Below are 13,526 nucleotides of genomic sequence, written 5' to 3'. Positions count from 1 at the left end.
CTGCCTCTTCTACTCATCCCCGATCCAGGGCCGCGCATCGCGGACCCGCAAGAGAACGGGGACGACGTGGCGGCAACTCACCAGAAATCGGAGGCGATCCTTCGCGGTGCGCGGATGCTGCGCACGGCCCTCGGGCCTGCGATCGCCACGTTTCTGGAAGATCCCGCGATCGTCGAGGTGATGCTCAACCCCGATGGGCGGCTCTGGGTCGACCGGCTGTCGGAGGGCCTCTCCGACACCGGTGAACGACTGTCGCCGGCCGACGGCGAGCGCATCATTCGCCTGGTTGCGCACCATGTCGGCGCCGAGGTTCATCCCGGTGCGCCGCGTGTCTCGGCCGAGCTACCCGAAACGGGTGAGCGGTTCGAGGGGCTGTTGCCCCCCGTCGTGTCCGCGCCGGCCTTCGCGATCCGCAAGCCCGCCGTCGCGGTGTTCACGCTCGACGACTACGTCGCCGCCGGCATCATGCAAGCGCGCCAGGCGGAGGCGCTGCGCGTTGCGGTCGGCGAACGTCGCAACATCCTCGTCGCCGGCGGGACCTCAACCGGCAAGACCACGCTCACCAACGCGCTTCTCGCCGAGATCGCGAAGACATCCGACCGGGTCATCGTCATTGAGGACACGCGCGAGCTGCAATGCACCGCGCCGAACCTTGTCGCCATGCGGACCAAGGACGGCGTCATCACCCTCTCAGAGCTGGTCCGCTCTTCGCTGCGCTTTCGACCGGACCGCATCCCGATCGGCGAGGTTCGCGGCGCCGAGGCGCTCGACCTGCTGAAGGCGTGGGGGACCGGGCATCCCGGCGGCATTGGGACCATCCATGCCGGCACCGCGACCGGCGCCCTTCGCCGTCTCGAACAGCTCATCCAGGAAGCCGTCGTCACCGTCCCGCGCGCGCTGATCGCCGAGACGATCGATCTCGTCGCCGTACTTTCCGGGCGAGGCTCCTCGCGCCGCCTCGCCGAACTTGCCCGTGTCGAGGGCCTCGGACCTGACGGCGACTACCGCGTCACCCCTGCAAGCCAGCCCCTCACAGGAGACCCGTCATGATCAAGCATGCCCTGCGCATCCGCCGCCACATCGCCACGGCGGTGTCCGTCCCCTTCCTCACCCTCGCGCTAGCGCCGGCCGCCCATGCGTCGGGTTCGTCGATGCCGTGGGAAGCGCCTCTGCAATCGATCCTTGAATCGATCGAGGGGCCGGTCGCCAAGATCATCGCGGTGATGATCATCATCATCACCGGCCTGACGCTCGCCTTTGGCGACACGTCGGGCGGCGCACGGCGCCTGATCCAGATCGTGTTCGGCCTGTCCATCGCATTCGCGGCGTCGAGTTTCTTCCTGTCGTTCTTCTCCTTCGGTGGCGGAGCGCTCATCTGATGGCCGACGGTGCGGATCATGGCGGCGAGGTGCCGGGCTTCTCCGTACCCGTCCACCGGGCGTTGACCGAGCACATCCTGCTCGGCGGAGCGCCGCGCTCGCTCGCCATCCTCAACGGCACTCTGGCGGCCGCGCTCGGCCTCGGCCTTCGCCTCTGGCTGGTCGGCCTGGGGCTGTGGGCCGTGGGGCACTTTGCCGCCGTCTGGGCGGCCAAGCGGGACCCCCAGTTCGTCGATGTCGTGCGCAAGCATCTGCGCATCCCCGGCCACCTGTCGGTCTGAGGAGCGGCGCGATGATGAACCTTGCCGAGTATCGCAACCGAAACACGCGGCTCGCCGACTTCCTGCCCTGGGCCGCTCTCGCCGGCGAGGGCGTCGTTCTCAACAAGGATGGGAGCTTGCAGCGCACCGCGCGCTTCCGTGGCCCGGACCTCGACAGCGCCGTACCGGCCGAGCTGGTCGCCGTCGCTGGCCGCCTCAACAACGCCTTCCGGCGTCTCGGCTCCGGCTGGGCCATCTTCGTCGAGGCGCAGCGCCACGGCGCAGCGACCTATCCCGGCAGCACGTTCGCCGACAGCGCTTCCGCCCTGGTCGACGCCGAACGCAAGGCGGACTTCGAGGAAGCCGGCGCGCATTTCGAGTCCAGCTACTTCCTCACCTTCCTCTATCTCCCGCCAGCTGAGGACGCGGCGCGCGCAGAAACTTGGCTCTACGAGGGACGCGACCACGCCGGCGTCGACGCGCACGAGATTCTGCGCGGCTTCATCGATCGCACCGACCGCATTCTCAACCTCATCGACGCCTTCATGCCGGAGTGCGCCTGGCTCGATGACGCCGAGACGCTCACCTACCTGCATTCGACCATCTCGACGAACCGCCATCGTGTCCGCGTTCCCGAGACGCCGATGTATCTCGACGCGCTGCTCGCCGATCAGCCGCTCACCGGCGGACTCGAACCGCGCCTGGGCGACACCAACCTACGCATCCTCACCATCGTCGGCTTCCCGTCCGCGACGACGCCCGGCATCCTCGACGAGCTGAACCGGCTCCCATTTCCATATCGCTGGTCGACGCGGGCCATCCTGCTCGACAAAACCGACGCGACCAAGCTCCTGACCAAGATCCGGCGGCAGTGGTTTGCTAAGCGCAAGTCCATTGCCGCCATCCTCAAGGAAATCATGACCAACGAGGCCTCGGCGCTCGTCGATACCGACGCGGCCAACAAGGCGGCCGATGCCGACATGGCGCTTCAGGAGCTGGGTGCCGACTACGCCGGTCAAGCCTATGTGACCGCCACGATCACCGTTTGGGATGATGACCCTCGCATTGCAGCCGAGAAGCTCCGGCTGGTCGAGAAGGTCATCCAGGGCCGCGACTTCACCGCGATGGCCGAGACCATCAATGCCGTGGACGCCTGGCTGGGCTCGCTGCCCGGCCACGTTTACGCCAATGTCCGCCAGCCGCCCATCAGCACATTGAATCTCGCCCACATGATCCCGCTGTCGGCGGTGTGGGCGGGACCGGAACGGGACGAGCACTTCGATGCACCCCCACTGCTTTACGGCAGAACGGAGGGCTCGACCCCGTTCCGGCTTTCCATCCATGTCGGCGACGTCGGTCATACGATGATCGTTGGGCCGACCGGCGCCGGCAAATCAGTGCTGCTCGCACTGATGGCGCTTCAGTTCCGGCGCTATCCGCGATCCCAGGTCTTCGCCTTCGACTTCGGCGGATCAATCCGCGCCGCGGCGCTCGCCATGCGGGGCGACTGGCATGACCTCGGCGGTGGCCTCACCAGCGGCGCCGACGACAGCGTGTCACTCCAACCGCTCGCCCGCATCGACCACGTCGCCGAGCGCGCCTGGGCCTCCGACTGGCTGATCGCGATCCTGGGTCGCGAGAGCGTGCCGGTCACGCCCGAGGTCAAGGAGCACCTCTGGTCGGCGCTATCCTCACTGGCGTCGGCGCCGGTCGCGGAGCGCACGCTGACGGGCCTGTCCGTCCTACTCCAGTCCAACGACCTGAAACAGGCGCTGCGACCCTATTGCGTCGGCGGCCCCTATGGCCGGCTCTTGGACGCCGAGTCCGAACATCTCGGCGAGGCGCATGTCCAAGCTTTTGAGACCGAGGGACTCATCGGGACCGGCGCAGCCGCCGCCGTGCTCGCCTATCTCTTCCATCGCATCGAGGACCGCCTCGACGGCCGGCCGACGCTGCTGATCATCGATGAAGGCTGGCTCGCCCTCGACGACGAAGGGTTTGCTGGGCAACTCCGCGAATGGCTGAAAACGCTGCGCAAGAAGAACGCCAGCGTCATCTTCGCCACCCAATCCCTCTCCGACGTCGATGGGTCTGCGATTGCGCCAGCGATCATCGAGAGCTGCCAGACGCGCATTCTCCTGCCGAACGAGCGCGCGATCGAGCCGCAGATCACTGCCATCTACCGCCGCTTCGGTCTCAACGATCGCCAGATCGAGATCTTGGCGCGGGCGATACCCAAACGCGACTATTACTGCCAGTCACGGCGGGGCAATCGCCTGTTCGAGCTGGGCCTGTCGGATGTGGCCCTGGCGCTGTGCGCGGCCTCATCCAAGCAGCACCAGGCGATGATCGCCGACGTTCACGCCCGCAGCGGCACGGACGGGTTCCTGTCGGAGTGGCTCGCGGCGAACCGGCTCGACTGGGCCGCCGACCTCATCGCCGACCTCACCAACGTCATCCCCGAAAACGACCAGGAGGCACGACCATGACTCGTTCAATCCGCACCCGCACGCCCAACCTGCGCATGACGGCCGCAATCCTTGCGGCCCCGCTGACACTATCACCCATCCTCGCGTCGCCGGCCGCCGCGCAGTGGATCGTCTATGACCCGACCAACTATGCGCAGAACGTGCTGACGGCGGCGCGCACGCTCCAGCAGGTCAATCAGCAGATCACCCAGCTTCAGAACGAAGCGCAGATGCTGATCAACCAGGCGCGGAATCTCGCGAACCTGCCTCACTCGTCACTTCAGCAGCTTCAACAGTCGGTCCAGCGGACGCAACAGCTCCTCAGCCAAGCGCAGGGCATCGCCCTCAACGTCCAGCAGATCGACCGTGCGTTCCAGACCACCTACGGCAACGCCTCGATGTCCGCCTCCGATCAGGCGCTCGTCGCACAGGCACGCGAGCGCTGGCAGAACACCGTCGGCGGCTTGCAGGACGCCATGCGCGTGCAGGCCGGTGTCGTCGGCAATATCGACACCAACCGCAATGAAATGTCTGCGCTGATCGGCCAAAGCCAGGGCGCGACCGGCGCGCTGCAAGCAACGCAGGCCGGCAATCAGCTCCTAGCCCTTCAAGCCCAGCAGCTCGCCGACCTCACCGCCGTCGTCGCTGCCAACGGGCGCGCGCAGAGCCTCTCCGAGGCCGAGCGCGCTGCTGCGGCCGACCAAGGGCGCGAGCAGCGTCGCCGATTCCTCACACCGGGAAGCGGCTACCAGCCGGGCAACGCCCGCATGTTCCCGAACGGCAATTGAGGGCCTCGCGATGGACGGCAAGGTACTCGCCCGGGTCGGCGCTGTGGTGTTCGTCGCCGTCGCGATCACGGCGACGGCGATCGAGATGACCCGGAAAGAGGAAGCGCCCGAGCGGTGGCCGTCCGGCCGTGCGATCGAGGCGCCGACCGATCCCCTGCGCGACGCGCTGATCCGCTGCCAGGCGCTCGGCGAAGAGGGTCCGCGCGACCCGGAATGCCGCCGTGCCTGGGCGGAGAACCGCCACCGCTTCCTCGCGCCCGGCGCCCCTCCCGCCGAGCGGTTGCCGGACATGCCGCCCGCACCGCGCGATGGCCTCACCCCTCAGTCACAAAGGACGAACGCACCGACCCCGATGCCCGCCGCGCCAAGCGCACCGCAGCTCGACGAGGCGCGATAGCATCATGGGCGGCACCGGCGTCATCGACCATTTCCTCGAGGTCTTCACCCGCTACATCGATAGCGGGTTTGGCCTGCTCAGCGGCGAAGTCGCCTTTATCGCAACGACGCTCATCGTCATCGACGTGACGCTGGCGGCGCTGTTCTGGTCGTGGGGCGCCGACGACGACATCATGGCGCGGCTGGTGAAGAAAACGCTGTTCGTCGGCGTCTTCGCCTACATCATCGGGAACTGGAATAACCTCGCCCGAATCGTCTTCGAGAGCTTCGCCGGTCTTGGTCTGAAGGCGAGCGGCACCGGGTTCTCGACCGCAGACCTCATGCGCCCCGGACGGGTCGCACAGACCGGCCTCGATGCCGGCCGTCCACTGCTCGATTCCATCTCCAGCCTGATGGGTTACTGGTCCTTCTTCGAAAACTTCATCCAGATCGCCTGCATGTTCCTCGCTTGGGCGCTGGTGCTGCTGGCTTTCTTCATCCTCGCGATTCAGCTTTTCGTCACGCTCATCGAGTTCAAGCTCACGACGCTCGCCGGGTTCGTGCTGATCCCCTTCGGGCTTTTCGGCAAGTCCGCCTTCATGGCGGAGCGTGTGCTCGGCAACGTCATCTCGTCCGGCATCAAGGTTCTCGTGCTCGCCGTCATCATCGGCATCGGTTCGACGCTCTTTTCCGAGTTCACGTCCGGCTTTGGCGGTGCGACGCCCTCAATCGATGAAGCGATGGCGATCGTGCTCGCCGCCTTGTCTCTCCTCGGCCTCGGCATCTTCGGTCCTGGCATCGCCAGCGGCATCGTCTCGGGTGGTCCCCAGCTCAGCGCAGGCGCGGCGGTCGGGACAGGTCTCGCCGCGGGCGGCATGGTCGCGCTCGGCGCTGGCGCCGTTGGCGCTGCCGCCTCCGGTGGCGCTGCGCTGGCAGGAGGCGCAGCCGCCGCCGCTCGCGGTGGCGCCGCGATCGCGGGTGGCGCATCGACTGCCTACAGTCTCGGCGCAGCGGGACAGTCCGGCGCGGCCGGCGTCGCTTCCGGTCTCGGCGGCGTTGCTCGTGCGGGCGGCAATGCCGCCGTCTCACCTCTACGCCGCGCCGCGTCGCGTGCGGCCGACAGCATGAAGTCCAGCTTCAATGCCGGCGGTAAGGCGGCATTCGAAGCCACGGGCGGAATGTCCACCACGGGCTCCATCGGCGGTGACGCCGGCGACGGCGCAGCGCCTGCGAGCGCCGGCGGCCCGCCTGCCTGGGCACAGCGGATGCGGCGTTCTCAACGCATGACCCACGCCGTCCAAGCTACGGCCCACGCTGTCCGCTCCGGCGACGCCCATGGCGGCGGCTCTTCCGTCAACCTGTCCGAAGGCGATCGCTGATGTTCAAACGACCCTCCACCCACTACGGCAAAGCTCCCGAACCAGAAACGCCCTACCAGCGTGCCGGTCAGGCCTGGGACGAGCGCATCGGTGCCTCGCGCGTCCAGGCGAGGAACTGGCGGACCATGGCGTTCGGCTCGCTGATCCTGTCGGCCGGCTTCGCCGCCGCTCTGGTCTGGCAGTCGGCTCGCGGGACGATCGTGCCGTGGGTGGTGCAGGTCGATCGGCTCGGTCAAGCCCAAGCCGTTGCGTCGGCCGAGGCGGACTATCGTCCGACCGATCCTCAGATCGCCTTCCACCTCGCGCGCTTCATTGAGCAAGTCCGCAGCATTCCGGCGGATGCGATCATCGTCCGCCAGAACTGGCTGCGCGCCTACGACTTCACGACCGATCGCGGCGCCATGGCGCTCAATGATTACGCCCGGTCGAACGACCCGTTCACCCGGGTCGGGCGCCAACAGGTCGCCGTCGACGTCTCTAGCGTCATTCGAGCGTCGCCTGACAGCTTCCGCGTCGCCTGGGTCGAGCGGCGCTACGAGAATGGCCAGCTCGCCGAGACCACACGCTGGACCGCGATCCTGACGATCGTTGTCCAGACCCCACGCAACGCCGAGCGGCTCAGGGCGAACCCGCTCGGCATCTACGTCAACGCCATCAACTGGTCACGGGAGCTTGGGCAATGAGGCCGTCTTTCCGTAAAGCCGGAAATCCGGCTTCACACATACACGCACGCGCGGCTCTCCGGAGAGCCACGTTCCCCTTGATCCTGTTGGCGACGACGGCGATCGCCGGCTGCGCGACCACTACCCCGCCGCCGGAAATCTCCTACGACAATGCGGCTCCTGCGGTGCAGACGGTCGACCCGCCAGCGCCGGTCACCGTGGTCGAGCTGCCGCGGCCGCTTCCTCTGCCCGGCCAGTTGCAGCGTGTCGAACCGTCGCGGCGCACACCAGAGCCCTCCGATCCGACGGCACGCGTCAACCAGGCTAACGCCGCCGCGCGCATCCAGCCCGTCCGCGACGGTTTCATCAACTCGATGCAGGTCTATCCCTTCACGCAAGGGGCGCTTTATCAGGTCTATACCGCCGTCGGTCAGATCACCGACATCGCCTTACAGCCCGGCGAACAGCTCGTCGGCTCAGGCCCCGTCGCCGCCGGCGACACCGTGCGCTGGATCATCGGCGACACCGAGAGTGGATCAGGCGCGACGCGCCAGATCCACATCCTCGTGAAACCCACCCGCACCGACCTCATGACGAACCTCGTCATCAACACCAACTTGCGCACCTACCATATGGAGCTTCGCTCCACCGAGCGGACCTACATGGCCTCGGTCTCCTGGCAGTATCCGCAGGACCAGCTTATCGCGCTGCGTCGCCAGAACGCCGAAGCCCAAGCGGCGCAGCCGGTGGCGAATGGCGTCGACCTCGCGAACGTCAACTTCCGCTACGCCATCGAGGGAGACCGCGCCCCGTGGCGGCCGCTGCGGGCCTTTGATGACGGCCGCCAGGTCTTCATTGAATTCCCGCGCGGCATCGGTCAGGGCGAGATGCCGCCGCTCTTCGTCGTCGGCCCGGAGGGCAATACCTCGGAACTGGTGAACTACCGTGTGCGCGGCCATCACATGATCGTCGACCGTCTCTTCGCCGCGGCGGAGTTGCGCTTTGGTGCCGGCGACCGCCAGCGGCGCGTCCGCATCACCCGTACAGACGGGAGGCCGACCTCGTGAGCGAGAACCCGTCCCGGAATGAGGAAGTGCCGGACGACGATGCCCAACCGCTGATCGGCGAGCCGGCAAGCGCCGCGCCGATGCGGCTGCGCGCAGAACCGCCACGCGTGACCCGGCTGTCGCGCAAGGTTCTAGCGGGCGTGGGTCTGGTAGCCAGCGTCGGGCTCGGGAGCGCCCTAATCTACGCCCTTCAGACCCGTGATGGAGGCCGGCCCAACGAAGAACTTTACTCGACCGAGAACCGCTCCACCGCGGACGGTCTGGCTGGCTTGCCGCGTGATTACAGCGGCGCACCGCGCCTTGGTCCACCGCTGCCGGGCGATCTCGGTCGGCCTATCGTCGGCGCCCAAGAACGTGGACAGCCTGTACCGACCCCAAATGTCACCACTCCGAATCCCGGAATCAGTCCGGAGGAACAGCGTCGCCTTCAGGAAATCGAGACCGCACGGACCAGTCGGCTGTTCTCTGGAACCGAGACCCGCGCCGGTGCGACCGCGACGACCCGGAACATCGCGCCGCCGTCAGCGCCGGACTTGGCCAGCCTCGGCCTTGCGCCACCTCCATCGACACCTTCGGCGCAGGACCGCCAGAACGTCTTTCTCAACGCGGCGGCCGATCGCAGGACGGTTGCGCCCGATAGGGTCGCCGCACCAGCCTCACCGAACATCCTTCAGGCGGGAGCCGTGATTTCCGCCGCACTGATCACCGGCATCCGGTCCGATCTGCCAGGTCAGATTACGGCGCAAGTGACTGAGAACATCTACGACAGTCCAACTGGCCGCATCCTGCTTGTGCCGCAAGGCACGCGCGTCATCGGCCAGTACGACAACAACGTTCAGTTTGGTCAGAGCCGCGTGCTGCTGGTCTGGAACCGGCTGATCTTCCCGAATGGAAGCTCTATCGTACTCGAACGTCAGCCAGGTGCTGACGCCGACGGCTATGCGGGCTTGCAGGACGGCGTCGACTATCACTGGTGGGATCTCGCCAAGGCGGCCGGTCTATCCACGCTGCTCAGCGTAGGCGCCGAACTTGCAGTCGACAATGACGATCGCCTCATTCAAGCGATCCGCAATGGGGGGCAAGATACGATCAATGACGCCGGTCAGCAGATCGTCCGCCGTCAGCTCAACATCGCCCCGACGCTGACAATCCGGCCAGGCTTCCCCGTCCGCGTTATTGTCACCCGCGATCTCGTTCTGGAACCCTACGGAGGCTCATGATGCCCAAGCTCAAGCTGGGACCTCTGATTGACGAAAAGCCTGTCAAGATCACAGTAGACTTGCCGGCATCATTGCATCGGGACATGGTCGCCTATGGAGAGGCGCTGGGCCGCGAGCATGGACAGGCATCTATCGAGCCTGGAAAACTCGTAGTTCCCATGTTGGAGCGGTTCATCGCGACGGATCGCGGCTTCACGAAGCTCCGCCGGGCTCACGAGTGAAGTTCCCCGCGATGTCGTAGGCGCTCTGTCAGATGTTTCAGCGCCGGGTTGACGTATCGGGCCGACCAAACCGCGCTCCATCGCAGTTGATCTGCGGACAGGAGTGGCAAGGTACGTACACCGGTGGTGTTGACGCCGATCATGGACTTCGTTGCCAGAGTCAGGCCGAAGCCTTCTCGGACAAGGTATATGAGATTGTCCCTGCCGACTCGCTGCAGAGATAGTCGCGGCTTGTTGCCAAGGCGTCCCAGATGCTGGCCCATCATATCCGCGACCTTGACGCCGAAAGCGTCCGAGCTGACGAGGATGGTCTCGTCGGTAAGATCGCTCCACCCGACCGCCGGTAACCGTGCAAGAGGATGGTCGACCGCTGTAACGATGACGAGTGGCTCCTCCCAGACAGGCAACGCCTCACATCCGTCGACCTGCGGCTCTCCGATGACAAAGGCAACATCGAGCCGACCACGCGACACACCCGCGAGGGTATCATCGAAGGATGCTTCCTCGACTCGAATCTTCACCTGGGGGTACTTTCGCCGATAAGTTCTCAGTATCTCCGGCAAGGGCCCTTGAGTAAGCGTTCCCATCAGACCGATCCGCAAGTGTCCGTGGTGCCCAGCGTGGGATGACGCCAGCTCTTTGACCGCCCTGTGGAGATGCTCGGCTCCAATCCGGGCTTCCTGAAGGAACTGACCGCCAACGGGAGTCAGGACGACTCCACTGCGGCGGCGCTCGAACAGAGCGACGCCAAGTCGCCGCTCAAGAAGCTGGACTCGGCGCGTGAGCGTGGACTGGTTGATGCCGATTGATAGTGCCGCGCGACGGAACGATCCGTACTCCGCAGCAAGATGGGCATACCGAAGGTATCGCAGATCAAGCGAGAGGTCGGGCACTGTCGGCCCTCCTCTCCGAATGCGATGCAATGCCGGACGAACGCTGATTGATTTGGCTCACCCCTCTGCCTGCATCGGACCGATCCAGCGCTCATCGATGATGAAAGTGCCGGGCTGATCTTCCACCGCGTGAGACTCGGAGTCGATGCAGCCCGCATCATGCCGAGACGGCGTCACTGCCTTGGTGAGGAAGGCCGTCGTCTCGGCCTCTCTGCCCGGCTTCGCCTTCGCTTCCCAGAGCACGACAGTCAGGGTGCTCTCAGGCATGTGGCTTCTCCTGCCTCGATCCTTCCTCCCACTCGTTGACGTTACGAAAACCGCCCGCCTTCGCAGCGTGCTCGACAAACAGACCGTCAGGATCTCGGGTGGCGCGGATCTCGGTGTAACGCGCAAACGCGTCGTCGGTCAGACACTTGACCGCGCGTTCCTCCTGATCAGAGTCGCCCCAATACTGACCGACGGTGAACGGTTCGAGGTCGACCATCACCGAACGTAGCCACTGCGCGAGGCGTGCGTCGTCTTCTTCGCTTTCGTAGATTTGATAGGTGCCGATCATGCACTCAGTCGCAAGCGTCAGCGCCATGTCGGGCGCTGTCAGCGGCAACGTGAACTGCAGGAACGTATGCCCTTTATCGCCTGTCTGTCGGCCCGCCACGATTTGGCGGCTGGCTTCGGCCACCTCCTTGTATTTTCCGGTCACCCACGCCGAGTCGACCCTGTACCGCAGGCCTGCGGGGTGGACGCTGTCAGTGAACGCGACCTGTTCCTCAAGTGTGGTCGGCTGGTTCCGAGTGACCAGCAGAGCGTCATCGATGAAAGGATTTTCGTTCAGCGGTGCGAGCGCGGCCGCGGCCTCTTCCGGCGTATCGGTAAAGGCCAGCCCCATGATGTAGTAAACCAGACCGCCCTTGTGGTTGGGCACCTCCATTGGCGGGGTCATTGATCCCGACATCAGGTGGACCGAGCGTCCGATCTTCTGCTGGTTTTCGAACAGCCACGGGATGATGTTGGTGAAGGCTTCGATCGGATACATCTGCATCGTGATCGTCAGCGCCTTCGGGATCGGTCGGGTTCGCAGGTGGAAACGTGTGATCGCACCGGGATAGCCGGGCCCGACGCCGCGGGCCGCCCACCATAAGTCCGCATTCTCATCCGCACTGGCGTGAACGAGTTCGCCATCCGCAGTGACGACATCGATTGCGACGATGCCGTTGGCGGCATAGCCCCAGCCACGGAAGTTCCACCCCAATCCGCCATGCAACAGGAAGCCGCCGAGGCCGATCGACGGACACGCGCCGCCGTTGAAGAAGCGGTCAAACGGCTTGAGGTACGGGTTGAGTTCATCGCCGCTGTGGATCGTCGGCGTGACGGTCGCGATCTCGGTCGCGGGATCGTAGGACATCTCCCGAAAGTCGTGTAAATCGATCAGCAAGCCGTCGTCGCGTAGGCTCCAGACCGGAAAGCTGTGTCCGCCGGCGCGAATGGCGACTTTCCACCCGCGGCGCTTGGCGAGACGGACGCCTTCGACGACGTCCTGCTCTGTCTGTGCTTGCAGAACCGCCGCAGGGTAGCGCGAAGGAATGCGTGCGTTGAAAAGATGCCCAACCCTCGCTGCTTCGTAATCGGCGTCGCCGCGCATGCTGAGTCTGCCCGTAAACGGCAGTGCAGCCGAGGGATCTCCCGTTGAAGTCATCGATCAACTCCTTCTGTCACGCTGCGCGGCTCAGCCGGCAATTTTGGTCATCGAGAGATCTGAAGCGGCAAGCTCGAGAAGCCTGGTCATGAAGGCGACCGACTCTGGTGCGATTGCGTGAGCATCAACCGCCGCCCGGTCACGCCAGCCCTCGAACACCATCAGGTAATCGGGATCCTCGGTGTCGAACCCGCCGCTGTAAGTCAGACAGCCATCGTGCTCACGGACCTTGGCGGCATACTCGGCGAACAGTGCCGAGACTTCCTGCCGCTTGTCAGACGGAATTCGCATCCGCGCACGCTGGACGATCGGCACCGAGCCCGCGCTCGAGAGGTCACTTCCCGGCGCAAGGCTAGCCTCGGCCATTGCAATCAGCCGGGCCTGTGTGTTGGGTACGGCGGAGATGAGGAAACTCTCCTGCCGCAAGCCATGGAGCAGGCAATCGGCCGCACTTTCCACGGTTTGAAGCTCGCCCGACGGTAGAAGCATCGGAACAAGATCCGGGTGCAGGCCGAGGAAACGGCCGCTCTTGCCAAAACCGGTAGCGGTCATGTCCGGGCAGTAGACCGACACGCCGATACCGCGGTTTTTCAGGTAGCTGGCTAGTGCGCGGCTATAAGCGATGATGGCTGCTTTGGAGGCGATGTAAGGCGCTGCGACCGGGGCATCCTGGAAGAGACCTAAGCCGGAGGAGGTATTGACGATCCAGCCTGCGCCCTGATCCGTCATGCGTTGGATAAAGGCGTGCATGACGCGCCCCAAGCCGACGATGTTGAGGTTGGCCATCCACTGCCAGTCCGCAGGTGTTACCTGCTCCAGCATTCCGCCCAGCGCCACGCCGGCATGGTTTACCAGGATGTCGACGCCGCCCAACGAGGCGAAGGCGTGATCCGCAAAAGCGGCAACCGATGCATCGTCCGACAGGTCGCAGACCATGAAGTCCGCGCGACCGCCCTTCTCAACAATCTGCGCAATCAGCGCGCGTCCGGCTTCTTCGGCGACGTCACCGACGAGTAGTGCTGCACCTTCGCTTGCGAATGCGAGTGACAGCGCTGCGCCGATGCCGCCGGCGCCGCCGACAATCGCTACGCGCTTGTTCTTGAAGTCCATGGCCGCCCGTC

The 13,526-nt window shown here is 65.3% G+C and carries 15 protein-coding genes; 11 read left to right on the top strand and 4 right to left on the bottom strand.

The features are described 5' to 3' along the window. The first annotated feature begins 66 nt into the window (after positions 1-66). Genes trbB through ACYJL1_RS05155 form a run of 11 tightly spaced genes read left to right on the top strand, consistent with a single transcriptional unit; the run spans position 67 to position 9,819 of the window. Positions 67-1,050 carry a P-type conjugative transfer ATPase TrbB gene (gene trbB / locus ACYJL1_RS05205; RefSeq protein WP_460897353.1) on the top strand — a complete coding sequence of 328 codons (984 nt, stop codon included), beginning with the start codon at positions 67-69 and terminating at the stop codon, positions 1,048-1,050. Then, positions 1,047-1,379, top strand: coding sequence for a TrbC/VirB2 family type IV secretion system protein (locus ACYJL1_RS05200; protein ID WP_460897352.1), 333 nt, complete (start codon positions 1,047-1,049; stop codon positions 1,377-1,379). Before trbB ends, ACYJL1_RS05200 begins: the two co-directional genes overlap by 4 nt. Further along, positions 1,379-1,660, top strand: coding sequence for a VirB3 family type IV secretion system protein (locus ACYJL1_RS05195; RefSeq protein ID WP_460897351.1), 282 nt, complete (start codon positions 1,379-1,381; stop codon positions 1,658-1,660). The genes ACYJL1_RS05200 and ACYJL1_RS05195 overlap by 1 nt, the downstream gene beginning before the upstream one ends. Before the next feature lie 11 nt (positions 1,661-1,671). Next, positions 1,672-4,128 (top strand): conjugal transfer protein TrbE, encoded by a 2,457-nt coding sequence (gene trbE / locus ACYJL1_RS05190; protein WP_460897350.1) that lies wholly within the window; start codon positions 1,672-1,674, stop codon positions 4,126-4,128. Continuing rightward, entirely contained in the window at positions 4,125-4,895 is a 771-nt protein-coding gene (trbJ, locus tag ACYJL1_RS05185) for a P-type conjugative transfer protein TrbJ (protein WP_460897349.1), read from the top strand. Before trbE ends, trbJ begins: the two co-directional genes overlap by 4 nt. Positions 4,896-4,905: 10 nt before the next feature. After that, positions 4,906-5,292, top strand: coding sequence for a putative entry exclusion protein TrbK-alt (gene trbK-alt / locus ACYJL1_RS05180; protein WP_460897348.1), 387 nt, complete (start codon positions 4,906-4,908; stop codon positions 5,290-5,292). Between the two features lie 4 nt (positions 5,293-5,296). Then, positions 5,297-6,649, top strand: a complete 1,353-nt coding sequence (trbL, locus tag ACYJL1_RS05175; protein ID WP_460897347.1) for a P-type conjugative transfer protein TrbL — start codon at positions 5,297-5,299, stop codon at positions 6,647-6,649. Beyond that, entirely contained in the window at positions 6,649-7,332 is a 684-nt protein-coding gene (trbF, locus tag ACYJL1_RS05170) for a conjugal transfer protein TrbF (RefSeq protein ID WP_460897346.1), read from the top strand. Before trbL ends, trbF begins: the two co-directional genes overlap by 1 nt. Continuing rightward, positions 7,329-8,378: a P-type conjugative transfer protein TrbG gene (gene trbG / locus ACYJL1_RS05165; RefSeq protein WP_460897345.1), complete on the top strand. Its 1,050-nt coding sequence runs from the start codon at positions 7,329-7,331 to the stop codon at positions 8,376-8,378. The genes trbF and trbG overlap by 4 nt, the downstream gene beginning before the upstream one ends. Continuing rightward, the gene (locus ACYJL1_RS05160) at positions 8,375-9,598 is read left to right on the top strand and encodes a TraB/TrbI/VirB10 family type IV secretion system protein (protein ID WP_460897344.1); all 1,224 of its coding nucleotides are present in this window, start codon (positions 8,375-8,377) and stop codon (positions 9,596-9,598) included. The genes trbG and ACYJL1_RS05160 overlap by 4 nt, the downstream gene beginning before the upstream one ends. Continuing rightward, positions 9,598-9,819, top strand: a complete 222-nt coding sequence (locus ACYJL1_RS05155; RefSeq protein ID WP_460897941.1) for a DUF2274 domain-containing protein — start codon at positions 9,598-9,600, stop codon at positions 9,817-9,819. Before ACYJL1_RS05160 ends, ACYJL1_RS05155 begins: the two co-directional genes overlap by 1 nt. Here ACYJL1_RS05155 and ACYJL1_RS05150 read toward each other — a convergent pair. The 4 genes from ACYJL1_RS05150 to ACYJL1_RS05135 are packed head-to-tail and all read right to left on the bottom strand — an operon-like array spanning position 9,810 to position 13,515. Further along, on the bottom strand, positions 9,810-10,712 hold the full coding sequence (locus tag ACYJL1_RS05150) for a LysR family transcriptional regulator (RefSeq protein WP_460897343.1): 903 nt from the start codon (positions 10,710-10,712) through the stop codon (positions 9,810-9,812). The two genes, ACYJL1_RS05155 and ACYJL1_RS05150, sit on opposite strands and share 10 nt — an antisense overlap. Before the next feature lie 57 nt (positions 10,713-10,769). Beyond that, complete coding sequence (locus ACYJL1_RS05145) at positions 10,770-10,979, bottom strand: putative quinol monooxygenase (protein ID WP_460897342.1); 210 nt, start codon at positions 10,977-10,979, stop codon at positions 10,770-10,772. After that, positions 10,972-12,405 (bottom strand): FAD-binding oxidoreductase, encoded by a 1,434-nt coding sequence (locus ACYJL1_RS05140; RefSeq protein WP_460897341.1) that lies wholly within the window; start codon positions 12,403-12,405, stop codon positions 10,972-10,974. The genes ACYJL1_RS05145 and ACYJL1_RS05140 overlap by 8 nt, the downstream gene beginning before the upstream one ends. 30 nt (positions 12,406-12,435) lie before the next feature. After that, the gene (locus ACYJL1_RS05135) at positions 12,436-13,515 is read right to left on the bottom strand and encodes an SDR family NAD(P)-dependent oxidoreductase (protein ID WP_460897340.1); all 1,080 of its coding nucleotides are present in this window, start codon (positions 13,513-13,515) and stop codon (positions 12,436-12,438) included. Positions 13,516-13,526 lie beyond the last annotated feature (11 nt).

It is taken from the genome of Phyllobacterium sp. K27 (assembly GCF_054796155.1).
This window is presented reverse-complemented; position numbering and strand designations above follow the sequence as displayed.

Coding starts and splice junctions, on each gene's coding strand:
- ACYJL1_RS05200 (WP_460897352.1), top strand. CDS start 1,047: ATGATCAAGCATGCCCTGCGCATCCGCCGCCACATCGCCACGGCGGTG.
- ACYJL1_RS05195 (WP_460897351.1), top strand. CDS start 1,379: ATGGCCGACGGTGCGGATCATGGCGGCGAGGTGCCGGGCTTCTCCGTA.
- trbE (WP_460897350.1), top strand. CDS start 1,672: ATGATGAACCTTGCCGAGTATCGCAACCGAAACACGCGGCTCGCCGAC.
- trbJ (WP_460897349.1), top strand. CDS start 4,125: ATGACTCGTTCAATCCGCACCCGCACGCCCAACCTGCGCATGACGGCC.
- trbK-alt (WP_460897348.1), top strand. CDS start 4,906: ATGGACGGCAAGGTACTCGCCCGGGTCGGCGCTGTGGTGTTCGTCGCC.
- trbL (WP_460897347.1), top strand. CDS start 5,297: ATGGGCGGCACCGGCGTCATCGACCATTTCCTCGAGGTCTTCACCCGC.
- trbF (WP_460897346.1), top strand. CDS start 6,649: ATGTTCAAACGACCCTCCACCCACTACGGCAAAGCTCCCGAACCAGAA.
- trbG (WP_460897345.1), top strand. CDS start 7,329: ATGAGGCCGTCTTTCCGTAAAGCCGGAAATCCGGCTTCACACATACAC.
- ACYJL1_RS05155 (WP_460897941.1), top strand. CDS start 9,598: ATGCCCAAGCTCAAGCTGGGACCTCTGATTGACGAAAAGCCTGTCAAG.
- ACYJL1_RS05145 (WP_460897342.1), bottom strand. CDS start 10,979: ATGCCTGAGAGCACCCTGACTGTCGTGCTCTGGGAAGCGAAGGCGAAG.
- ACYJL1_RS05140 (WP_460897341.1), bottom strand. CDS start 12,405: ATGACTTCAACGGGAGATCCCTCGGCTGCACTGCCGTTTACGGGCAGA.
- ACYJL1_RS05135 (WP_460897340.1), bottom strand. CDS start 13,515: ATGGACTTCAAGAACAAGCGCGTAGCGATTGTCGGCGGCGCCGGCGGC.